The organism is Saccharibacillus alkalitolerans, from assembly GCF_011090185.1.
Taxonomy (GTDB): Bacteria; Bacillota; Bacilli; order Paenibacillales; family Paenibacillaceae; genus Saccharibacillus; species Saccharibacillus alkalitolerans.
This window is the reverse complement of record NZ_JAAFGS010000004.1, coordinates 58,684-82,272: the sequence shown is the minus strand read 5'-3', so window position 1 is coordinate 82,272 and position 23,589 is coordinate 58,684. Positions and strand designations below refer to the sequence as shown.

Sequence of the window (23,589 nt, the reverse complement as noted above, 5' to 3'; positions counted from 1 at the left end):
CGGGGCCGGTTCCGGGACGCTCTCTCTTTTTAGGGAATATTCATTATACGGAGGAGAACGCTTATATGGACCTGACTCAGCAGGCTCACGGACTCGCGCTCAAAGGCCGCGATCTGGTGGAGCTGACCGATTACACGACGGAAGAAATTCAGTATCTGCTCGATCTGGCGATCGAACTCAAGCGCAAGCAGAAAGCGGGCGAGGCCTTTCGGCCGCTGGAAGGCAAGACGCTCGGCATGATTTTCGAAAAATCGTCCACGCGCACCCGCGTTTCGTTCGAGGTCGGCATGTTCCAGCTCGGCGGACACGCCCTGTTCCTCAGCAAAAACGATATCCAGCTCGGGCGCGGCGAGACGATCGCCGACACGGCCGGCGTGCTGTCCCGCTACCTCGACGGCATCATGATCCGCACGTTCGGGCACGAAAACGTGACGGAGCTGGCGAAATACGCCGATGTCCCGGTCATCAACGCGCTGAGCGACCTGGGGCATCCCTGCCAGGTGCTTGCCGACCTGCAGACGATTCAGGAGCATAAGGGCGCGCTGCGGGGCAAAAAGCTGGCCTACGTCGGCGACGGCAACAATATGGCCCATTCGCTGCTGCTCGGCGGCGTGAAGATGGGCATGGACGTCAGCATCGCGAGCCCGGAAGGCTACGAGTCGGACGCCGGCATCGTGCGCCAGGCGCGCGAGATCGCGGAGCAGACCGGGTCGAAGATCGCGATCGTGCGCGACGCGCGCGAAGCGGTCGAGAATGCCGACGCCGTGTATACCGACGTCTGGGCGAGCATGGGCTTCGAGGAAGAACAGAAAGTGCGCGAGCTGGCGTTCAAGGACTACCAGGTCAACGAAGAGCTGGTGAAACACGCCAAAGCCGATTACCTGTTCCTGCACTGCCTGCCGGCGCACCGCGGCGAGGAAGTGAGCGCGGGCGTCATCGACGGCAAAAACAGCGTCATTTTCGACGAAGCGGAAAATCGCCTGCACGCGCAGAAAGCCGTCATGGCGACGCTGATGGCGTAAGCCTGCACGGAGCGGCCTTGCCGGGAAAGAACGAAACCGAAAGTAACGTTTCTTTATCCGCGGCAGAAGGAGAAGCGGATTGGGGCGACGAACAAGGAAAGATCGAACGAACGCCGATCGCCGGGCATCCGCGCCGCGAAGTTTCGGAGCGGGATCGGGGAGATCGGCTCGACCTATAAGAGCGGAGGAATGACAAACCATGGCTAAAGAAAAAATCGTGCTCGCGTATTCCGGAGGACTGGATACGTCGATCATCCTGAAATGGCTCAAAGAAACGTACGACGCGGAGATCATCGCTTTCACGGCGGATATCGGACAGAAAGAAGAGCTGGACGGCCTCGAGGAAAAAGCGCTGGCAACGGGGGCTTCCAAAGTGTACATCGACGACCTGCAGGCCGAATTCGCTTCGGATTTCATTTTCCCGATGTTCCAGTCCGGCGCTCTCTACGAAGGCCAGTACCTGCTCGGCACCAGCATCGCCCGTCCTCTGATCGCCAAGCGCATGGTCGAAATCGCCCGCGCCGAAGGCGCGACCATGATCGCCCACGGCGCGACGGGCAAAGGCAACGACCAGGTTCGTTTCGAGCTCGGCGTCGCCGCACTGGCTCCGGACATCAAAGTCGTGGCTCCGTGGAGACTCGACGAGTTCCGCGACACGTTCCCGGGACGCGCCGAGATGATCGCCTACGCCGAAAAACACGGCATCCCGGTGACGGCTTCCGCCGCCAAACCTTACTCCACCGACCGCAACCTGCTGCATATCAGCTACGAGAGCGGCGTGCTGGAAGATCCGTGGTTCGATCCGAGCGCCCCGGAAAACAAAGACATGTTCCTGCTCAGCGTCGATCCGCAGGACGCGCCGGACGAGCCGGAAATGCTGGAGATCGAATTCGAGCAGGGCAACGCGGTCTCGCTGAACGGCGAGAAGCTCAGCCCGCTCGAAGTGATGGATAAGCTGAACGAACTCGGCGGCAAGCACGGCATCGGCCGCGTCGACATGGTCGAAAACCGCTTCGTCGGCATGAAGAGCCGCGGCGTATACGAGACGCCGGGCGGCACGATCCTGTTCACGGCTCATCGCAAAATGGAGTCGTTGACGATGGACCGCGAAGTCATGAACCTGCGCGACTCCCTCATCACCCGCTACAGCACGCTCGTCTACAACGGCTTCTGGTTCGCGCCGGAGCGCCTTGCGCTGCAGGCGCTGGTGACGGAAAGCCAGAAAAACGTGACCGGCACGGTCCGCGTAAAGCTGTACAAAGGCAACATTATCGGCGCCGGCGTCAAAAGCCCGGTCAGCCTGTACAACCCGGACATCGCCACCATGGAAGCCGATCCGAGCCAGGCTTACGACCAGAACGACGCGACGGGCTTTATCAGCCTGAACGCCCTTCGTTTGAAAGTGGGCACAGGGGTCGCGCAGAATAAGTAGGCTTTGAAAACAAAGCCCGGTGCGCAAGTGCGGAAAAGGCTTGGACGCGGCTGACGGGAAAGATTCGTTCCGGTCGCGTGTTGTAATCGGGAAGCTAGTATTAGACTTGGATGGAGGCTTCCCGATTACAAAGGCGACCACTCCGTTCCTCCACCGAATCTTCCCCTCCGCCGCTAGGCCTTTTCCAAGCGCACAAACTTCTTCTTCTCTCCCCCTGAAATGGGAGGGGAGAGAAGAAGGTCCGGCTTTGATTCTAAGCCGGACAGAGCGCGCAGCGGAAACCCGGTCCTGCGAACAGGACCTTGCGAAGCCCAAACGGTTCCCCTCCGAACGGGAACCCGGCCGCACAGGAGCAGCGCAGCGCTCCGCCTGCGGCCCCGGGTCTCGGCCGGACAGGAGCAGCGCAGCGCTCCGCTTCCGGCCCCGGGTTCTCCCGGTCGAACAGGGCCTGCGAAGCGGCCCGCCTTCGACCCCGGGTCTCGGCCGGACAGGAGTGGCGAAGCGCTCCGCTTCCGGCCCGCCCCTTCGCGCACGCGCCGCACAAGGCAGCGAACAGCTGCCCGCGCGAGGCACCCGAACCGACCAAGAGCCGCGGCCGCCGAAGGCAGGCCGGGCGGCGGCTCCACGCTCCAGCACCAACACACCAACACGCATACCTCCCGCCAACCGCCACCGTAAGCTTTTCCGAATTGCGGGTGTCCAGAGGGCGGCTGCCCTTTGGGGCCCTCCCTCGGGGAGGGTTTGGGAGGGGAAAGGACTTTCGATGAGCAAACTATGGGGAGGCCGCTTCACGAAACCGACCGACCGTCTGGTTGAAGAATACACCGCCTCCATCAATTTCGATAAAGCGCTGGCCGAGGAAGACATTCAAGGCAGCCTGGCGCACGTGGCCATGCTGGGCAAATGCGGCATCATTCCGCAGGAAGACGCCGATACGATCGCGCAGGGACTGATGAAAGTGCTGCACAAGATCGAAGCCGGAGAAGTCGAGTTTTCCGTCTCCGACGAAGACATTCACATGAACATCGAGAAGCATCTGATCGAGGAAGTGGGACCGGTCGGCGGCAAGCTGCATACCGGCCGAAGCCGGAACGACCAGGTGGCGACGGACATGCACCTGTATCTGCGCAGCCGCGTCGTCGAGCTGACGGGACTCGTGCAGGCCGTGCAGCAGGCGCTGCTCGAGCAGGCCAAGCAGCACACGGCGACCATTCTGCCGGGCTATACGCATCTGCAGCGCGCGCAGCCGATCCTGTTCGCGCATCATCTGCTCGCTTACGTATCCATGTTCCAGCGCGATGCGGAAAGACTGATGGACAGCTACAAGCGCATCAATATCCTTCCGCTCGGCGCGGGCGCGCTGGCGGGAACGACGTTCCCGATCGACCGTCATTTCGTGGCCGAGCAGCTCGGCTTCGACGGCGTGTACGAGAACAGCCTGGACGCGGTCAGCGACCGAGACTTCATCCTGGAGTTTTTGTCCGGAGCTTCCATCCTGATGATGCATATGTCCCGCCTCTGCGAAGAACTGGTATTGTGGAGCAGCACGGAGTTCGGTTTCGTCGAACTGGACGACGCGTTCTGCACGGGCAGCAGCATCATGCCGCAGAAGAAGAACCCCGACGTGGCCGAACTCGTTCGCGGCAAGACGGGACGCGTCTACGGCAATCTGATGGGCCTGCTGACGGTGCTGAAGTCGCTGCCGCTGGCTTATAACAAAGACATGCAGGAAGACAAGGAAGGCATGTTCGACACGGTAGCGACGCTGGACGGCGCGCTGCGTCTGTTCGCTCCGATGATCGCCACGATGAAAGTCCGTACCGGCCGCATGCGCGAAGCGGTGAACAAGGACTTCTCGAACGCGACCGACATCGCGGACTTCCTCGTCGGCAAAGGAATGCCGTTCCGCCAGGCGCACGAAGTGATCGGCAAGACGGTGCTGTACTGCATCGAGAACGGCAAATACCTGCTCGATCTCAGCCTTGAAGAATTCAAAAACTTTTCCGAACTGTTCGACGAGCAAATTTACGAGGTGCTTCAGCCGGAGAACGTCGTCAATGCCCGCAACGTCTACGGCGGTACGGCGGCTCCCCAGGTGGAAGCGGCGATCGGCCGCGCGGAGTCGACGATCGGACTGACGACGGAGTGGCTGAACAGCAGACTGTAATTTTCTCGCGCCATGCGCGAAAAAGCGAAATGCCTCCTTCGGGAGGCATTTTTTGTTAGCGAATCCTCGATTTTGAAAATGATTTTGTTAGTTTGCAGAAAGCTCTGATTGAGGTAAAATGTAGGAAAAGCGGTTGTACGTTCATTCGACGGCGGCTTAATTCGCATTGCTGCAGACTGCGAGGCCTAACGAAATTCATGTTCAGGGAACTGTTTATCAATTTTACCATCTTGTCGACGTTGTTGTTTTTCGGCAATATTTTTTTAAATCGTTTTCGGCGCTCTTCGCTGGCTTCGATTTCCGGTACCTGGCTGCCCTGGTTCACCGGGGCGGCGCTCGGAATTGTCGGAATCATTCTGATGAAATTTTCGTTCCCGATCGGAGATAACTCCGTGGTCGATCTGCGCCAGACGGCGATCATCATCGCCGTTTATGTCGCCGGTATCCCGGGCGGCTTGATCGCGAGCCTCTCGATCGCGGCATTTCGCCTGTTTTTTGTCGGGAGCTTCGGGTTGGCGTCCTGCATAGGCGCCGCGAATGCTCTCGTCACGTTCCTGCTCGTCATCGCGGTGCTGAAAAAAGGACAGCTGGAACCGGGGAAGTGGGCGGCCGCTTTTGCCGTGCAGTTCGTCGCGTTTCTTCTGGGCATTTCTTTTGCGATCGGCGCGGACGTGGCGAATATTGTCCCGGTGTATTCGGTTATTGTCGTAGGTACGGGGATATTCACGTTTTTCATGCTCCGCCATCTCAAACACTCCAACGATTTGTTCGCCTTTATGGAGGATGCCGCCCATCGCGATTTTCTGACCGGCCTGCATAATCCGAGAGCCTTTCATCTCGCGTACGAACGCCGGATAAAGTGCGCATGGAAAAAAGGGGAAGACTTTGCCCTCATTCTGCTCGACATCGATCATTTCAAACGGGTCAACGATACTTACGGGCATCCGGCCGGGGACGCCGTGCTGCGGCAGCTGGGCGCTATCCTCTCTTCCTGTTCGCCGGCCGACGGTTACTGTGCGCGCAAAGGAGGAGAGGAGTTTGCGATCGTCATCGACGGAGGCGACGAATCGGCGGCCGCGCGTATCGCGGAAAAGGTGCGGTCGAGCGTGGAAAAGCATCCTTTCCTACTGGAAGACGGTACGTGCCTGCAGCTGACCGTGTCGCTCGGATACGGACTATCGAACGAAGGCCCGGTCAAGACTCTGTTCAGCCGGGTGGACGATGCGTTATACCGGGCGAAAGAGAAAGGCCGCAACCGCGTCTGCCGAGCGCGGTCCAGGCCGGGCCGTTCGGGCGAAGCGGCGTCGTCCGTCATCCGGTAAGCCCGAGCCGCCGTTCTAAAAATTCCGGCACCGAACAGCCCCGTTTCCGCATAAGCGGATACGGGGCTCTTTTTTTGCGCGGAGGATTACTTTTTCGCGTCGTCCAGCGGCAGCCAGGCCAGCACGTTTTGGATCATTGTGTCCCAATAGCCCCATTCATGTTCGCCGGGGCCTTCTTCATAAGTGAAGTCCAGCGAACTTCTTTCGGCCGCCTGCTTGAAGGTCTGATTATCCCGGTAAAGGAAGTCTTCCGTGCCGCAGCACTGATACAGCTTCGGCTTCGGCCCAGGCGAGTTCGATACGCGGTCCAGCAGGAAGAGCAGGTCGTCCTCGCTGCCCCGGACCTTTTTGTCGCCGAAAATGGTCTGCAGGAGACCCGAGCGCGGATTATCGGGATTTTCCGTCATGGCGGCGATATCGAGCGCTCCCGACAGGCTTGCGCCCGCCGCGAACAGATCGGGTCTGCGCAGAGCCAATTTGAACGCCCCGTAGCCGCCCATCGACAGGCCCGCCGCGAAGTTGTCTTCGCGTTCGGCCGACAGCGGGAAGAACGAGCGCGCCAGTTCCGGCAGCTCCTCGCTGATAAACTCCCAATACTTTTCGCCGTAAGCCATGTCCGTATAGAAGCTTCGGTGGACCTGAGGCATCACGATCGCGATGCCGTAAGCGGCGGCGTAGCGTTCGATCGACGTGCGGCGCACCCAGATCGTATCGTCGTCGGACAATCCGTGCAGCAGGTAGAGCGTTTTGTGCGGGCCGGGCCGTTTGACGTTTTTCAGGCCGATCTGCGAACGCGTCTGCTGCGGCAGAATGACGTTCATCGACGTGCTGAGACCGAGCGATTCGGAATAGAAGTTGCAGGTCAGTAAAGCCATGATTGAATGGGCCTCCTTGGCAAACGCTTATCGTATTTTAGAGAACGCTTTCTTCGTATACATCCTTTCCACCTTCTTTCGTCATTCTCCTTCCGTTCCAACCAACTAGGGCCGAAAGACCCAAATAATCATTGCTTGCTTCCCGGAAAGGCGCCTATAATGAAAGGAGGAAAAAAGGCCGATATATAAGCGAATGCCGCCTCTCGGGCCGTCACTTGAGATGACGTCGCAGGCGTGCCGGAAGGAGGAGACCTTTTTGTTGGATCGGTTGAAAAAAGAGCAGGGGTTCACCTTGATCGAAGTGCTGGCGGCGCTGCTGATCGTATCGATCACGGCATTGGCCTTCACGGCTTATTTCAGCAACGCGATGACGTTCGCGAAGACGAACCAGAACAAGACCATCATGTCGAATCTGGCGCGGAACGCGCTTGTTTATATGCAGAAGCAGGATTTCGAGCGGTTGGAGGCTTATTTCGATTCGAGCAGCGCGACGGTCGTTCGGGCAGCCGAGGCGGAACAGCCGAGAAGAGTCGGCATTACGCCGGAAACGTTCGAGAACTGTACCGCTTCGTCCTCCGGGGCATGCGCTTTTCGGGACATTTTCGAAGGCGGAAATCTGGAGCCGGTCACGGCCGTGCTCAGTCCCCGGGTCAACGGGATCGCCTACCGGGTAGTCATCGAATACCAACAGGATCTCAACCGGGCGCAGAATGCCGGCGGCGCCCTGCTTCTGCCGATCAGCGCGACGGTAACGACGGCTGCCGACGGAGCGGCCGGCCCCGGGGCGAATGCGGTAACCGTGGAGGGATACGTAAATGCGCAATCGATTCGTTAACGGCCTGAAGCGCGAAGAAGGCGTGACGCTGATCGAGCTGCTTGCCGTACTGTCGCTGATGGCGATGATTCTGGGCGTCGTCTCGACCACCATTTTCTTCGGTTTCCGCAGTTACAACCATGTGGGAACGGAGAACCGGCTGCGCGAAGAAGGCGATATTTTGATGTCGTCCGTCATTACGGAGCTGTACGTTTCCGCGCCGGACCATGTGTATGCGCTGGCCGACGGCAGCGGCTTCCGGATGGTCAACGTCGATGCCAGCGGAACGGAAGTGGCCTCGACGGAGAAGATCGTGAGAATCGTCGACGGGCAGCTGCAAATTCAAAAAGCCGGCCTGTCCGGCGAGGGTGATGCCTATCAGTCGACGAAAGTGGATTCCCGGATCGTGCCCGAGCTCTCTTCGATCGAAATCGAGGGCGACACGGCAGGAGGGTTCGATTACTACACGACCGGATTGATCAATATCAAGCTGGTGCTGCAACTTGGCGAGAACGGATCTCGGCTCGAGCTCGAGAGCCGGTTCGGGTTTTAAGAATGAAAGGGCTCAGAAAGGAGAGCAGCCTCTGATGAAACGTTTGCGCGGGGAAAAAGGCTCGGCGCTCGTCATGGTCATGTTCATGATGCTTATCCTGACGCTGCTGGGCGTCGCGGTGCTGAGTGCGGCGGTAGGCGGAGCAAGGCGGACGCTGACGAGAGAAAACGACATCCAAAGCCTGCAGCTGACGCAGAAAACGCTGGACGAGTCGGTCGCGTATATCGCGGCCAATCTGGAAGGGCAGCAGGTAAAAGCGGATCGGCTCAAGACGACGCTTGACAGCGTGGTAGCCGGCATACCGGCAAAACAGCCGGATTCGGACGGAGGAGTGAAAACCGACCTGGCGCTGGCATCCGGCCGACTGGTCGATGCCTCGGTTTCCGCGGATTTCAAAGCGACCGATCCGATCAAAGGGAACTCTTCGTATACGGTTACCCTGGTCGCCGAAGCGGACGTAAACGGAGTGAAGCGCACGATGCAGCAGAAAGTGCGCGTCAGCTTGTATCCGGATTTCCTGAACTACGCTTTCGGCTCCGAAGAAGACCTGATCTTGAACGGTTCTCCGTATATAAAAGGAAACATTTACGCGGGCCGTTCGCTTCGGGTGAGCAACATGGCAAACTACGCGTACAACGGAAACAGCGGTTTGCGTCAGGCAAGTCTGTTTCCGAAAATGGCGGAACGGGAAGATAAGTCGCCGCCGCTGGCTTTCGTGCAGTCGCTGGATCAATTTATCCTCTCCGAAAACAATTACCCGGCCAGATCCGTGAACCGCGGCGCCGCGGGCGAAGCGCTGAGCGGAGAACTGATCAAAGCGAACGTGCTCAAAGGGCTGGGGATCGACCTGAGCCAGGTACGGATTCGCAAAAACGAACAGTTTATTCAAATCAATGTCGACCGCTCGTTCCGCGAAAAGCTTGCCGGAGCGCTTAAGGTAGACGAAAGCGCGCTTCCGCAGGCTGCGGGGCTGAACGACTATTTGAACGGCTACGACGGGGCGCTCAAGATGCCCGAGAAGCCGGTGGAGCCCGTCCAGCCCGAGCCGCCGTCTTCGGACGCGACCCAGGAAGAACTCGATCAATACGACAAAGAGTACGGGCAGTATAAGAAAGATCTGGCGCAGTACGAGCAGGACTATCTGGATTACCAAGCGGCCCTGACGAAATTGTCCGACACGCTGTCCGCAATGAACGGAACCGTTGTTTTTAACGGCAATTTGAATGTGGACGGCAAATGGCTGCGGGACCTGATTCAGACCGGGAAAAGCACGAAGGCCGGCGGTTACGATACGGCCTGGCTGGTCGTGAACGGCGACCTGACGGTTGCCAATACGGTCGACGACTCGGAACTTCGCTTATACAGCAACATTCTCGTCACAGGTTCCGTAAACCTGGCCAGCCGCATCAACGTCGATTCCACGCTGTTCGCGCTGGGCGGCACCACGATTCAGGATGCGACCATTACGGGAGCTGCCGACGGCGGCGGAAGCGACAAAGAAATCGTATTGATCTCCAAAGGCTCCATTTTGCTTAATCGGGTCGATGCGTTCAAACCGAATAACGAAGCGAGAACGCTGCGTGGATTTTTCTACACGGACGCGACGGCGGAGCTGTACGGAGTCGGTTCGAATTTCGATTTGCGCGGAGGCTTTTTCGCCAAAGGCAATCTGACGGTCAATGCCGTCGTCGGCGATTCCGTGGAAGCTCCGAGCAGGCAGCATATCGTATTCGATGATCAGACCGGAACCAAGACCAGCCGATTCAAAGTCAATTACAATGACGAAGTGTTCGAACATCAAGGATTGGCGCTGCCTCGGGTCGACCGGGTGAGCGTCAAAGCGGAGAAAATCGAACTGGCGCCGGCTTCGGCGGATTGAGCGGAAGCGGAAGGTTTGAAAGCCGGACCCGCGACAAAAAGCTCCCTCACGGGAATCCGTGAGGGAGCTTTTTTTATGCTTGTAGGACACTGGTAACGGCGGGGATCAGTAGCGGTCCCCGGAGACCGGGGCATTCGGGTCGGGAGCTTTATCCACGATAACCCGGGTCGAAGCCGTAATGATCGGCGACGAATCCGTTCTCTGGTAAGAGACCGTTACGACCACTTCGCGTCCGGCTTTGCTTCCGGTCACTACGCCTTGATCGCTCACGCTGACCGCGGTCGGATCGGCACTGGTCCACTTCAATTGATTTTGAATGTCCGGAATTTTGATGCTGCTCGGTTCGACCACCAGGGAGCGCGTTCCGTTATGGATAAGGTCGACTGCCGCGCCCTGCATAACCGGGGTCGTGGCCGGCAGCAGCAGTCCGGTCACGACCGGGCTCACGATGACTTTGTGCTCGGCCGTGAACGTTCCGGCCGGCGTATCGATCTTAGCGATCACTTTGACCGGTCCCGGTTTGACGCCCGTCAACGAAACGGCGGTCCCGTCCGAATTCGGCGTGCCGAGCTTGGCGTAGGTGCTGTTCGTGCCGGCAGGGTCCGTATCGTCGACGACCGACCAGGCGATCGGCCCCCGCGTTCCCGTATAGGCTGACGGCAGCAGCCCGGCCGTCAGGTCGATCGGTTCTCCCGCGTAGACCGTATTCGGTCCTTCCACCGCGAAGTCGAGCACCCAGACCGTTTTCGTGGCCGTCTTTTCGATCGGATAGTCGCCGGCCGTTTTTACCGTAACGATGACGGTGACCGGTCCGGGGGTTTTGCCTTCCAGAACCGCAGTCAGCTGAGGCGCGCGGCCGGTCGGCGTCAAGATCGCTTTGCCCTCGCCGTCGGCGATGCTCCAAACGATGCTGCCGATATTGGCTGCGGCCGGCTTGATATCCGCAGCCAGGTCGACGGTTCCGCCTTTTTTGACGGTATCCGGACCGTTAATGATCACGCTATCCAGGCTGTCGGTAACGTCGATCTCGTAAGTGGCGCTCAGTTTCTTCGTTGTTTTGGTTTTCGTGTTTACGATGTCGGCGGTCGCGTGAAGCGTGACTCTGCCGCTTTTCACGCCGGTCACTTTCAGCGACGACGGATCGGCTTGAGGAACAAGCGTGACTTCGCCGCTTCCGGTACTCGTGAACGTCCAATCGACTTTGTCGATTTTTAAGTTGGAGGCGTTCACGACGGCTTTGATATCCGCGATAGTCTGTCCGACGTTCACGGACTGGGTTCCGGTAATCGACAGCGCGGGCGCTTCGACTCTAACCTTCGCGGAGCCGCTTACGCCGCTTCCGTCCGTCGCGGTCGCCGTGATCACGGCTTCGCCGACTTTGACGCCTTTCACGCTGACGCTCGCGGCCTTGCCGTCTTTCGTTCCCGTAGGATATTCGATCGTTACGGCCGGGTCGCTGCTTGACCAGTTCAGGAGCGGCTGGTCCGCAAGCGCTCCGTTAGACAGCGTCACGACGGGAACCATGGCGGTGGAATCGTCGATCCATACCGCTTGATCTTCCATGGCGATGCTTTTGATTTTGATCACGCCCGTAAAGAGGATTTCCGGGAACGGAATGTCTCTCGGCTCGCCGGATACCGGAACCGCCGGAGGTTCCGTTCCGGCGAACGGCGCGCTGTTCAACGTGACGCTACCGGAAGAAATCAGCTCATTGGCCACGATCGACCCGTTCACCGAGCCGTTTCCGTTGTTGTAGTTCACGGTCGCGTAAGGCGCCAGCACGCTGCTGTCCACCTTGGAACCGTTAACGCCTTTCGGGAACAGATTCGTCGGCGCGTTGCCGACGTACAAAGTTCCCGTTCCGGTGTAATTGATCAGGGTCCGAGTCGGATCGGCAGACACGATATTCGACAGGCGCAGCGATCCGCCCGAAATGTTCACGACCGCCGAAGCGCCCTGGGGCACCACGATCTTCAGGTCGTTCATGTTCGTCGTATCGGCGCTGTCGATGCGGAACACGTTTAATCCGGCATCGGTTCCGGTCAGGGTCAGCACGCCTCCGTCGGTCACGCCGGAAGCCGGCTGCCGGTTTCCGTTGACGGGCATGGCGGCATAAGAATCGGACAGGGCGGTCAGGTTGCTTTTGGCATCCGCGAAGTCGAAAGCCTGCGTGATCCGGTTTTTCAACGCGTCGGCGTCTCCGCGAATCGGCTTGGGATTCACGTAATCCGGTCCGCCGTAAGCGCCGCCGTAAGACAGTTTGGTGGCGTCTCCGTTCGCGTAGCCGAACTTGACGCTTCCGCCTGCGATCGCGCTGCTGAACTCCCCGAAATCAAGGCCGGGAGCCGTCAGATCGCCTTTGGCCATGATCGCGTTTTTATAGATATTGCCTTTGGAAATGGTCAAGTTTCCGTTGGTCACGAAAGCCGGCGAAGGCGAAGCAGCGTCCAAAGATTGGCCGATCGTCGCTGACGTAGTGACGGAACCGTTGATCGCTACCCCTTTTTGAATCATGCCTTCCGACAGCGTCGTATCGGAGGTTCCCAGCACGATCAAGCTGTAATTTTGCAGCTGCCGAACGGCTGCCGAATGGGAAGAAGTCGCATGGACGTCTTCGTAGGTCAAACGGGCCTGATTCAGCGTGTAGCTTCCTTTTAACGTCGGCACGAGATCGAGGTGGAACGAGATGCCGCTGCCGGCATCCGGTTTATACGTGGCGCCGTCCAGCGTATACAAGATCTTGTCGAACTTCTTGCTCAGCGAGTAGCCTTCTTCGACGGTTCCCGTTTTGCTCATGCCTTCCGGAAGATCGCCCGAAATTTCAAGTCCCGCTTGGAGTTTTTCCTTGTATACGATGTTGGAGATTTCCAGCTGCTTCAATCCGCTCTCGCCCGAACGGATCTCCGAGGCCGAAATCGGCTGCGGGGTTACCGTGTACGTTATGCCTACCGGGCTGCCGGTCAAAAACTCGTAGTTGGGCGGAATGACGTCAAGCGCGCGATCCGCGAGCAGGCTGGCCGCGACTTTTTTGATCTTCAAATCGATCGTTTTTTGGACCGTCGCCCCCTGTTTGTCGTGGGCGGTGATCTCGATCTGAACCGTGCCCTCTTTCAGTTGTAAAGGGTTCGTGAATTTTTCGGTGATGACGGACCCTTTCGGCACGTTCTTTTCCGCTATGGCCATATCGTTCACATACTCGCCGTTCACTTTGAAGCGGACGGACGAGTAGACGGTCGGATCCTGCAGATCCAGGTCGTTTACCCGATAGCTGAATACCAGATCTTTCAAATAGGAAGGCTTGGTCGTCTCCGAATCGAGCGGCGCGATCACATCGATCGTCGGCGCGTGGTTCGAACCGATAAACGCCCGGAACATCGTATTGACGAACAGCTTCTGCTCCCATTCGGGGAAGCCGGTGTTGGTATGGCCCGTGCCGGAATAGGTCACGTTTCCTTTGGAATACGTGTAGTAGTGATCATAGCTGTCGTCGGTATCGCGTTTGCTCGGATCGATGTCTTCGCTGACGATGTTGTACCAAGGCACGATATTGGGATCTTCGAGATTGAGCATGTAATACTGGTTGTGCGTTCGCGCGATCTGACCGACATATCCTTTCGGATTGCCGGGTTTCAGGGACAAGTCGTACGGGAACTGGGTCAGCATGCCGCTGTTGACGATCTTGGTTCGCGTCGACTTGTTGGGAGCGCCGAGGCCCATATTGGTATAGAGCTCGGTTTGGCCCGTCGTTTTTTGGAAATTTTTGATCCAAGGATTGTAGATGTTGCCGATCATGGTGTCGTGCGTGAACATAACGGCCTGCCCGGTCTTGATGAATGCATTGACGCCGTCTGCGGCTTCGGGCGTCAGGCTGCCGGCCGTCTGCGTATTATAGTTGTCGATAAAGCCGAAAATGACCATATCGTATTTGCCGTTCAGGTTCGAATAAGAATTGGCGCCGCCCGCCGTGTTGAATTCGCTGAACAGCACCGGCGTGATCTGGATGTCGTAATCGCCCGTCTTCAAGTAAGTCTGGTTCATGTTGCCGGGCTCGAGCAGGCTGCTGACGCTGTCTTTGGGCATGACCTGCAGCACGCGGATGACCGTCTGCTTGTCATGGACGCGAACGGCTCCTTCCGCGTAATCCCGCAGCCCGTTCGCGCTCACTTCCAACCGCCAGTACACCGGACCCGAGAAAGTCTGCGGAAGTTTGTAGGTCAGCGTTTCGGCTCGTTCGGTCAGCGTGGAGCTGGCCACGACATTCTCGTCGGTCAGCTTGAGCACTTTGTCCACGCTGACATACAGCTTGGCATTGACCGGGGTTTTGAAGTTTTTGACGTTGTTGGCATTGAAGCTGAAAGTCAGCGTATCGCCGGTCGTATACACTTTGGTCGATCCAGCCAGAAAGTCCAGCGGCTTGGCCACAACTTCGATCTGCGGACGCTGCTTGTACAGGGCTGCTCCGTTTTTGATGTCGCCGACTACCGCGGCGAGCGACGAATCGTCCACGACGATGACGTTGCTCGGACGCGTCGACGCGTTTTTGTATTTGCCGTAAAGCGCATAAAGCTTGCCTTGAGGATCTTGGTTTTTGATCGAAGCATGAAAAATGACCGGAAGCCCTTTTTGAATATAGTCGTTTTCGATGATGCCCGCTTTGAGCGTCGTGATGTCGTTCATGATCGCCGTCGTGTCGTGCGCTTGGCGCTGAGGATCGGACGGACCGGAAGTGAACGTCTGCGGCAGCGCCGTGCTGTACGTTCCTTTGCCGAAGTAAACGGCGTCGTATTTGCCGTTCAATTCGTCGCGCATGGCGACGAACGTCTTCATCCGCATCGTATCCACCGTGACGTTGGGCGTATCTTGAAGCGCGTTCTTCAGGGCGTAGGGCCCGTTGTCGATCACTTCCAAAATTTTGATCTTGTAAGCGGGTTCCGTACCGGCCATGACTTTCCACATGCCGAACGGTACGCTCACCAGAATAAAGGCCAGAACGACAGCCCAAATTCCGATCGATTTCTTTTTCAACTGGGATTCCTCCTCGATTTGTTTATATAAAGGGATCAGTGAACGTAAGGTAGCCGGCTTCTCGTCCCATATGCCTAAAAACTCCAAAAGTGGAGAGAATCTTACGAAATAATTGTCAAAAACCAAGGGCTATGGTATATAATCATTTTAGGTCATAAGCCTTACGTTCTCAATACTAATTGCTTATTTTTGCTAAATAAATTGCGTAAAATTATAAACGTGCGTGATTTTTCGATTTTTTTCTTAAAGCCTCTAAAAAGGCCTTCCCGAATTTACGATATATAGAAAGACGATTGGGGTCGATGGTCCCGAATTTTCTGGACCTTGTGCCTCATGAGCTTGTTAACTCTTCTTTTTTTCGGTTAAACGGGGCAAAGTTTGAATCCTGACTTTCAATAAATACGGCGGAGATGAAGCGGGCATGGCAATCATTAAGAAAAGGCTCGGCGACCTGCTTGTCGAGAACGGCATTATTTCCGAGGAGCAGCTGCAGCAGGCGCTTGTCGAGCAGCGGGAGACCAAGCGCAAGCTCGGCGACCATCTGATCGCCCAGGGCACCATCACGGAGCAGCAGCTGATCGAAGTGCTGGAGTTCCAGCTCGGCATTCCCCATGTCAGCCTGTTCAAATATCAGATCGATCCGGCGATTACCCAGATCATTCCGGAAAGCATGGCCAAGCGCTATCAGGTGCTCCCTTTCATGAAGGAAGGCGGCAAGCTGATGGTCGCCATGGCCGATCCGCTCGACTATTTCGCGATCGAAGATCTGCGCATGAGCACGGGATTCCGCATCGAGCCGGCCATCTGCACGCGCGACGAGCTGCAGCGGGCGATCGCGCGGCACTACGGGCTGCGGGACTCGATGAACCAGATGATGGGCGAGCTGCCGAGCGCGGAAGAGATCGAGGAGACCGAGATTACCGACGAAGACTCGCCGATCGTCAAGCTGGTCAATCAGATGATCCAGCAGGCCGCCCAGCTGCGGGCTTCGGACATCCATGTCGATCCGGGCGAGAACAACTTGGCGATCCGCTACCGGATCGACGGCGCGCTGCGGACGGAACGGATGATTCCCAAGCAGATGCAGGGGTTCATTACGGCGCGCCTGAAGATCATGGCCAAGCTGAACATCGCCGAGCGGCGTCTGCCGCAGGACGGCCGGATCAAGATGCAGGTCGACTACCGCATGATCGATATCCGGGTCTCGTCGCTGCCGACGGTGCACGGCGAGAAGATCGTGCTGCGTCTGCTTGACTTGACAACCGGCGTGCAGTCGATGGACAAGCTGGGGTTCGACGAACGCAACGCGTCCGTGTTCAAAGACATGATCGAGCGGCCGTACGGCATCATGCTGCTGACCGGGCCTACCGGAAGCGGCAAGACGACGACGCTGTATTCGGCGCTCAATCACCTGAATACCGAGGAAGCCAATATCATCACGGTCGAAGATCCGGTCGAATACCAGATCGAAGGCATCAACCAGGTGCATGTGAATCCGGCCGTCGGCCTGACGTTCGCCGCGGGTCTGCGTTCCATTCTTCGTCAGGATCCGAACATCGTCATGGTCGGGGAAATCCGGGATACCGAGACGGCTGAAATCGCGGTGAGAGCTTCGCTGACGGGCCACCTGGTTCTCTCGACGCTGCATACGAACGACGCGGTCAGCAGCGTGAGCCGCCTGCGGGACATGGGCATCGAGCCGTACCTGATCGCGTCGTCGCTGATCGGCGTCGTCGCCCAGCGCCTCGTGCGGAAGATATGTCCGGAATGCAGGACGGAATACACGCCTTCGGAACAGGAAAAAATTCTCATGAGCAACCAAGGGGCCTTCGCCGATAAGTTGTATAAAGGCAGAGGATGCGGCAACTGCAGCAGTACGGGATACCGGGGCCGCGTCGCGATCCACGAAGTGATGCCGATGACGGATACGCTTCGCAGGCTGGTCAACGAATCGGGCAGCATCGAGGACATGCGCGAAGCGGCCAAAAGAGAAGGCATGACGTCGCTGCTGGAAGACGGATTCCGCAAAGTCGCGATGGGAATTACGACGCTGCAGGAAGTCATGAAAGAAACGGTTGCCCACTAGGGTGTCGGATTAAGGGATTCGAATGAACGGCGGAGGAGCTGCTGAAGATGAACGAACAAACGCGGACAATCGAAGAGCTGCTGCGCGAGATGCATGCCAAGGGAGCGTCGGACCTGCATATCGCGGTCGGAGCGCCGCCCAGCGTGCGGATCCACGGCTCGCTGATGCCGCTGAGCGGGGAGCCGGTCGGTCCGGCGGAAGCGGAAGAGATGGCCGCGATGCTGCTCGGGGAGGAGCGGTCGAGACGTTTCCGGACCGAAGGCGAGATCGACTTCGCCTACGCGCTGCCGGGAGCGGACCGCTTCCGGATCAACGTCTACCGGCAGAAAGGCCATGCGGCGATCTCGGCGCGCTCCATCCCGGAAAAAATTCCGACGATGGAGCAGTTGGGGCTTCCGGCTTCGCTGGCGTCGTTGGCGCATCGGCCGCAGGGGCTGATTCTCGTGACCGGCCCGACCGGCAGCGGCAAGTCTTCGACGCTGGCCGCGATGATCCACGATATCAATACGAAGACCAGCAAGCATATCGTTACGCTGGAAGATCCGATCGAATTCATGCACGAGCATCGCAAATCGCTGGTGCATCAGCGCGAAGTGGGGCTGGATACCGCGAGCTTCGCGGACGGTCTTCGGGCCGCGCTCAGGCAGGACCCGGATGTCATCCTGGTCGGCGAGATGCGGGACCTGGAGACGATCTCGGCGGCGATCACCGCGGCGGAGACGGGGCATCTCGTATTGGCGACCCTGCATACGACGGACGCGCCGAAAACGGTCGACCGGATCATCGATGCGTTTCCGGCTTATCAGCAGCCGCAGGTGCGCACCCAGCTCGCCTCGGTGCTGACCGCGGTGATCTCGCAGCGACTGCTTCCGAACCGGGGAGGGCAGGGAAGAACCTGCGTCACCGAAGTGCTGGTCAACACGCCGGCCGTCGCCAACCTGATCCGTTCGGAGAAGATTCATCAGATCCGCAGCGTGATGCAGACGGGCAAAGCGTTCGGCATGCATACGCTGGGAATGAACATCCGCGAGCAGCTTCAGCGCGGAGCGGTTGATCCGGCGGCGGCCAAAGAGTACATGACGGAGGTGACCGCCTGATGCCGCAGTTCGAATATCAGGTACGCACCAGCGGCGGCAAGAATCTCAAAGGCAAGCTGAACGCGAGCGACAAAGCCTCTGCGATGGAAGAGCTGCGCAAACGCGGCTTGAAAGTCTTCTCGCTCGTCGAGAAAAACAATACGGTATTGTCGAAAGAAATCTATATCGGCAATCCCGTCAAGTCGATCCATTTCATCATCTACTGCCGCCAATTCGCCACGCTGATCCGCGCCGGCATCACCATCGTGGACGCGACGACGATCTTGGCGGGACAGACCGAGAGCAAGGCGCTCAAGGGCGCATTGATCCAGGTGGCTTCCAGCCTGCTGAAAGGGATTCCGTTCTCCCAGGCCGTGCAGGAGCACAAACGGATTTTTCCGCCGCTGTTCGTGAGCATGGTGCGGGCGGGGGAGGAGACGGGCGATCTCGAAGGCACGCTGGAGCGGCTGGCCGTCTTTTTCGAGAAGCAGCACTCTACCCGCGAAAAAGTAAAATCGGCGCTGACTTATCCGGCGACGGTCGCGATTCTGGCGATCGTGTCGACGGTGTACCTGCTCTGGGCGATCGTGCCGCAGTTCATTACGATGTTCGATTCGTTCGATGCCGAATTGCCGGCGATTACGGTAGCGGTTCTGGCGCTGAGCAACAGCATTCAGCATTACTGGTACTTCTGGGGACTCGCCCTGCTGATCCTGGCCGCTGCATTCTTCATAGCCAAGAGAACCGAGCAGGGGTCCTACTGGATCGATTACATGAAGCTGAAAATTCCGGTATTCGGCAAGCTGAACCAGAAGAGCTCGATCGCGCAGTTTACCCGTACGTTCGCTTCATTATATGCAAGCGCCGTTCCCGTTCTTCAATCGCTGACGATCGTCGAAGACGTGGCGGGCAACAAAGTAATCGGCAAAGTAATCCGCAGCGCGGGCGATTCGCTCCGCCAGGGCCGATCCCTTTCGGCTCCGCTGGAGAAGTCCTGGGTGTTTCCTCCGCTGGTCACGCAAATGATCGCGATCGGCGAAGAGACCGGGGCGCTGGGCGACATGCTCGGCAAAGTGGCGGATTTCTACGAGATGGACGTGGACAACACGGTCGATCGGTTGAAGTCGCTGCTGGAACCGCTGCTGATCGTGTTCCTGGCCGCGGTGGTCGGCACGATTATGGCGGCGATCATGCTTCCGATGTTCACGCTGTACAGCAGCGTTTCCTAAAAAAGCGCGCGGCTCCGTATGAAGGGCTCGAGAACGATCGGGATATGTACGGCGCCGCGATAAAGCCTTGTGTTACGAGGCTTGCAGGCAGTACCGGAGCAATCCGGAAATTTACTTACGGGAGTGAATAACCCAATGAATCAGGCAGTAGAAGCGGTTAACGAAGTGGAAGTAACGGAAGCACGCAAGTCGACGTTCATGCAGCGCGTATGGGCGAAAATGGGCAAGGAAGAAAAAGGCTTTACGTTGATCGAGCTCTTGGCGGTATTGGTTATTATCGCGATTATCGCGGTTATCGCGATTCCGTTGATCGGTAACATTATCAGCAATTCGCGTAGTAGCGCTGACGTAGCAACCGCTAGACAGGTCTATGATGCTTCCAGATTGTATATTACAGGCGAACAGAATGGTCAATTCTTCACTCCGGCTGTCGGCACTACTGCAGCTGCAGGGGCAAGTGTAACTGTCGCCAATATGCAAACTAAAGGATACCTGGATAGCCCTCTCTCTCTGCCAAGTAACAAAAAGACAATTAGTGCAGGTACTGTTACCTATACGGCCACAGGTTCACTCAACACAGTAGCTTTGACTACTGCTGATGGAGAAGTAACATTTACAGCAGCAGAAATCTTAAGTCAAAAAAAATAATTAATTTTTAATGAAGCTTGATTAATTTAACTGTGTTAGAGTTTCAAAAAACCGGAAAAACCCACCGTTTTTCCGGTTTCTCTTTATCCCTTATCTTTTAATCTCTTAATCTTTTCTTCTCTCTCCACCCCTAAGATTGGAATCTCAGCGGAAGGCTAAAAGGATTGTGGAAAAGCGGAGCGGTCGCCTTTACCCTCCAATTTCACCCTTTGCCTAATCTCATCAGGAAATTGGAGGGTAACAGCGATTGGAACAACCTTTTAGACTGCAGCGTTTTATTCCAATCCTCTGCACACCATGACCATTTTCATCGCCACCTACATCACCGTCATCGGCCTGCTATTCGGGTCCTTTTTCAACGTCGTCGGCCTTCGGGTTCCCGTCGGAGAATCCATCGTGCATCCGCCGTCGCGCTGCGGCAGCTGCGACAGCAGACTGGGCGCCAAAGACATGGTTCCGGTATTCAGTTATCTGTTTTCAAAAGGGAAATGCCGGCACTGCGGAGTCAAAGTCTCGCCGGTGTATCCGCTGTTCGAAGCGGCGACCGGAATCCTTTTCCTATGGATGTATCTCCGCTTCGGCTTGACGGGGGCGGCCGCGATCGGCATCGTGCTGGCCGGCCTATGCGTCATTGTCACCGTCGCGGATTTGAAATACATGCTCATTCCCAACAAAGTGCTGCTCTTTTTCGCGCCGATTCTGATCTTGCTCCGCTTCGTCTTTATGGAGGCGCCCTGGTGGCATTACGCGCTGGGCGGGCTGTTCGGCGGCGGATTGATTCTGCTGATCGTGCTGCTTACGAAAGGCGGCATGGGAATGGGCGACGTGAAGCTGTTCGCGCTATGCGGACTCGTGCTCGGCATCGGACCGGCGGTACTGGCCTTTATGCTGGCCTGCTTGTTCGGCACGGTCGTCGGCATGCTGCTTATCGCTTCGAAAATCGTGCAGCGCCGCCAGCCCGTTCCGTTCGGTCCGTGGCTGGCGCTGGGCACATTGATCGCTTACCTTTACGGAACGCAGATTATCGGCGGGTATTTCTCGCTGATCGGTTAGGAGGAACCACCAGGCATGCTCGGACTCGGAAGCAAAAAAGCGGGACTGACGATCGAACAGAACGGCGTCCGCTTCATTCAACTCAAAAACAATAAAACCTGGGAAATCGAGAAGCAGAGTTTCCTGCCGCTCGATCCCGGAACCATCATCGAAAACCAGATCGCCGACGAGGAAAAGCTTCGCTCGCAGATTCGCCAGTGGGCGGAGCAGGAAGGGCTGAAAGGAAGCCGGGTCGCTCTGTCCGTGCCTCCTTCGCAGGTCATTATCCGCAAAATGGGAATTCCGGCCGTGCAGCCCAAGCAGGTGCAGCAGCTGGTCGCGCTCGAAGTGGAGACGGGCCTGCATCTGCCGTTCGAAGAGCCGGTGTACGACTTCATTCCGATCGGCCGGGATATGCAGATTCAGGATGAAGGGTTCGAGGAAGAAGTGACCCGGGTGCTCGTCTTCGCGGCGCCCCGAAAGCTGATCGCCGAATATGTCGAGATCTTGGACGAAGCCGGCATCAAGACGGAGAGCGTGGAAGTGTCCGCCACGGCGCTCGGACGCATGGCGGAAATCGCGCGGGGCCAGTCGTTTGCCGACACCATGCTCGTTCATCTGGAACACTCGCAGCTCGACGTCTATATGTTCCGCGAAGGCCAGCCGGTATTCATGCGAACGATCAACCTGCTCGATATCGTGGAAGAAGCGCCGCTGTTCGAATCGCAATCGTATCTGGATCAGAAAACGGCGCTTCGCGACGACCGGCTGTCCGGAGAGCAGGTACTGGAGATTACCGCCGAAATTTCGCGTATGCTCAACTTCTATCAATACAGCCTGCACGACGGAGCCGCCCGGATTACGGAACTGGTAGTCACGGGGACGGAAGCCAGCCGCGGACAGCTCGTGAACGAACTGCGTCAGGCGCTGGCAGAGATCGATATTCAAGAGCTTGAGCTGGAATCTTCGCCGGGCAAAGTCGCGGACGCTTCGCTGAACCTTTACCGGGTGGCCGTAGGCGCCGCTCTGCGGGACGATAAAAACAGCCTGATCGACCTGATGCCGCGGGAAGACCGGGAAGCGAGGGTGCTGCCGTATGCGCTGGGAGCGCTGCTGCTGATCTGGATTCTGGCTGTCGGCGGAGTCGCCGCGTTTTATTTTGCGCAAAAAAGCGACCTTGCCGGTCAAAGCGAGCAAATCGACCGCCTTATCGCGGACAGCCAGGTCAAGCAGCTTGAATTGGCCGGCCTGCAGGGCAGCGGCGGTTCGCCGGAAGTGCTGATCCGTCAGTTGGAAGCGTCGCGGATGGATGCGGTGTCGGTGCTGGAACAGCTTGACGCGGCGCTTCCCGATCGCGGCGTGATCCGGAATATTTCCTACTCGCAAAACAGCACGGTCGACTTGACGGTCGATGTGGGCACGATTAACGATGCCTCGGTCTACCTGGCGAATCTCAAAAAGCTGCCGTTCGTTTCGGGCGCCTCGATTTCTTCGTTGGCGGAAGAAACCGATACGGGCAGCGGAAGCACGCTTGCATCGACCGGTTTATATGCGGCGGTGTACAGCATCTCGACGGGAACGCAGGCAGGCGGATCGGACGCGGCGGCCGATTCCGTACAGGCGATCGGCGGCGCGATTGCGCCGGATGCCGCATCTTCGGATCTTACGACACAGGAGGAAAGCGTCAATGATGGAACGAATCCATAATAACCGTCAGGCGCTGGTGCTGGGCATAGCCGTGCTGTTCCTGCTGCTGCTGGTGCCTTACATGCTGATGATCCGCCCGCAAACGGAAGATATCGCGGCGAACGAGGCGGAGATCGCGCGGCTTCAGCAGGAGAACGACGTTTATCAGAGAAAAATCGACGAGTTGAAGACCGTAGGAGCGGGGGAGCTCAGCGCCGAGCAAATCGCGGCCAAGCTGCCCGCCAATCCCGATCAGGAACGAATCGTGACGGATCTGTACAAGGTCGGGCTGGAGACCAGCGTGATCTTGTCCGACGCCTCGTTTTCGGACGAAAATACGGCGCAAGCTTCGGAAGCGGCGCAAAGCGCAGGTTCATCGGCGGCGGGGCAGGTCAAATCGGTCTATGTGACGGCGAATATCCGCGGCAGCTACGAAGGGATCAAAGCCTGGATGAGCGCCATTCAAGACCTTCCGCGTCTCACCTCGGTCGAACAGTTTACCCTGACCAAGCCGTACGCGTTCAAAGGAACCCTGCTCGAGGCCACCGTCACGTTCAACGCCAGTTACCTGCCTCAAAGTTCGGCGGCCGTTCCCGACCCGGCTGCTGTTCCGGACAGTAACGGAACCGACACATCTGCCGATCCTGCCCCGTAACGGCGCCGAACCGAACTGGACGCGCGCCGGAGGCATCGGTTATACTGGGGACGGACGATCGAACCGGCGTGTCCGCCGGATTTATAAC

Annotated in this window: 16 protein-coding genes; 14 read left to right on the top strand and 2 right to left on the bottom strand. The window is 57.8% G+C overall.

Going from position 1 to position 23,589, the window contains the following annotated elements; translation table 11 throughout:
• Positions 1–65 precede the first annotated feature (65 nt).
• From argF to GYN08_RS12285, 4 genes are all read left to right on the top strand, one after another.
• A complete protein-coding gene (gene argF, locus GYN08_RS12300; RefSeq protein ID WP_166274601.1) occupies positions 66–1,022 on the top strand; it encodes an ornithine carbamoyltransferase in 957 nt (318 codons plus the stop codon).
• A 199-nt stretch (positions 1,023–1,221) separates the two neighbouring features.
• Complete coding sequence (locus GYN08_RS12295) at positions 1,222–2,454, top strand: argininosuccinate synthase (protein ID WP_166274599.1); 1,233 nt, start codon at positions 1,222–1,224, stop codon at positions 2,452–2,454.
• A gap of 763 nt (positions 2,455–3,217) precedes the next feature.
• Entirely contained in the window at positions 3,218–4,621 is a 1,404-nt protein-coding gene (gene argH / locus GYN08_RS12290; RefSeq protein ID WP_166274597.1) for an argininosuccinate lyase, read from the top strand.
• A gap of 197 nt (positions 4,622–4,818) precedes the next feature.
• Entirely contained in the window at positions 4,819–5,943 is a 1,125-nt protein-coding gene (locus GYN08_RS12285; RefSeq protein ID WP_166274595.1) for a diguanylate cyclase, read from the top strand.
• A gap of 86 nt (positions 5,944–6,029) precedes the next feature.
• Here GYN08_RS12285 and GYN08_RS12280 read toward each other — a convergent pair whose 3' ends face one another.
• On the bottom strand, positions 6,030–6,818 hold the full coding sequence (locus GYN08_RS12280) for an alpha/beta hydrolase (RefSeq protein WP_166274593.1): 789 nt from the start codon (positions 6,816–6,818) through the stop codon (positions 6,030–6,032).
• Between the two features lie 256 nt (positions 6,819–7,074).
• Here GYN08_RS12280 and GYN08_RS12275 point away from each other — a divergent pair, with 256 nt between their 5' ends.
• The 3 genes from GYN08_RS12275 to GYN08_RS12265 are packed head-to-tail and all read left to right on the top strand — an operon-like array spanning position 7,075 to position 10,064.
• The gene (locus GYN08_RS12275; protein WP_166274591.1) at positions 7,075–7,653 is read left to right on the top strand and encodes a prepilin-type N-terminal cleavage/methylation domain-containing protein; all 579 of its coding nucleotides are present in this window, start codon (positions 7,075–7,077) and stop codon (positions 7,651–7,653) included.
• The gene (locus GYN08_RS12270; protein ID WP_166274589.1) at positions 7,634–8,185 is read left to right on the top strand and encodes a pilus assembly FimT family protein; all 552 of its coding nucleotides are present in this window, start codon (positions 7,634–7,636) and stop codon (positions 8,183–8,185) included. The genes GYN08_RS12275 and GYN08_RS12270 overlap by 20 nt, the downstream gene beginning before the upstream one ends.
• Before the next feature lie 34 nt (positions 8,186–8,219).
• Positions 8,220–10,064, top strand: a complete 1,845-nt coding sequence (locus GYN08_RS12265; RefSeq protein ID WP_166274587.1) for a hypothetical protein — start codon at positions 8,220–8,222, stop codon at positions 10,062–10,064.
• Between the two features lie 105 nt (positions 10,065–10,169).
• Here the strand turns inward: GYN08_RS12265 and GYN08_RS12260 are convergent, their stop codons facing one another.
• Positions 10,170–15,089 carry a DUF5057 domain-containing protein gene (locus GYN08_RS12260; RefSeq protein ID WP_166274585.1) on the bottom strand — a complete coding sequence of 1,640 codons (4,920 nt, stop codon included), beginning with the start codon at positions 15,087–15,089 and terminating at the stop codon, positions 10,170–10,172.
• 421 nt (positions 15,090–15,510) lie between these two features.
• On the opposite strand from GYN08_RS12260, the gene GYN08_RS12255 reads away from it, so the two are divergent.
• The 7 genes from GYN08_RS12255 (at position 15,511) to GYN08_RS12225 (ending at position 23,501) form a co-directional block, all read left to right on the top strand.
• Positions 15,511–17,175 carry a GspE/PulE family protein gene (locus tag GYN08_RS12255; protein ID WP_166274583.1) on the top strand — a complete coding sequence of 555 codons (1,665 nt, stop codon included), beginning with the start codon at positions 15,511–15,513 and terminating at the stop codon, positions 17,173–17,175.
• Positions 17,176–17,222: 47 nt separating this feature from the next.
• Positions 17,223–18,272, top strand: coding sequence for a type IV pilus twitching motility protein PilT (locus GYN08_RS12250; protein ID WP_166274581.1), 1,050 nt, complete (start codon positions 17,223–17,225; stop codon positions 18,270–18,272).
• Positions 18,272–19,480 (top strand): type II secretion system F family protein, encoded by a 1,209-nt coding sequence (locus GYN08_RS12245; RefSeq protein ID WP_166274579.1) that lies wholly within the window; start codon positions 18,272–18,274, stop codon positions 19,478–19,480. The genes GYN08_RS12250 and GYN08_RS12245 overlap by 1 nt, the downstream gene beginning before the upstream one ends.
• Before the next feature lie 135 nt (positions 19,481–19,615).
• Positions 19,616–20,128: a prepilin-type N-terminal cleavage/methylation domain-containing protein gene (locus GYN08_RS12240; RefSeq protein WP_235946212.1), complete on the top strand. Its 513-nt coding sequence runs from the start codon at positions 19,616–19,618 to the stop codon at positions 20,126–20,128.
• 297 nt (positions 20,129–20,425) lie between these two features.
• A complete protein-coding gene (locus tag GYN08_RS12235) occupies positions 20,426–21,181 on the top strand; it encodes a prepilin peptidase (RefSeq protein WP_166274577.1) in 756 nt (251 codons plus the stop codon).
• 15 nt (positions 21,182–21,196) lie between these two features.
• Positions 21,197–22,867, top strand: a complete 1,671-nt coding sequence (pilM, locus tag GYN08_RS12230) for a pilus assembly protein PilM (protein ID WP_166274575.1) — start codon at positions 21,197–21,199, stop codon at positions 22,865–22,867.
• The gene (locus GYN08_RS12225) at positions 22,848–23,501 is read left to right on the top strand and encodes a type II secretion system protein M (RefSeq protein ID WP_166274573.1); all 654 of its coding nucleotides are present in this window, start codon (positions 22,848–22,850) and stop codon (positions 23,499–23,501) included. The genes pilM and GYN08_RS12225 overlap by 20 nt, the downstream gene beginning before the upstream one ends.
• The last annotated feature ends 88 nt before the right edge of the window (positions 23,502–23,589 follow it).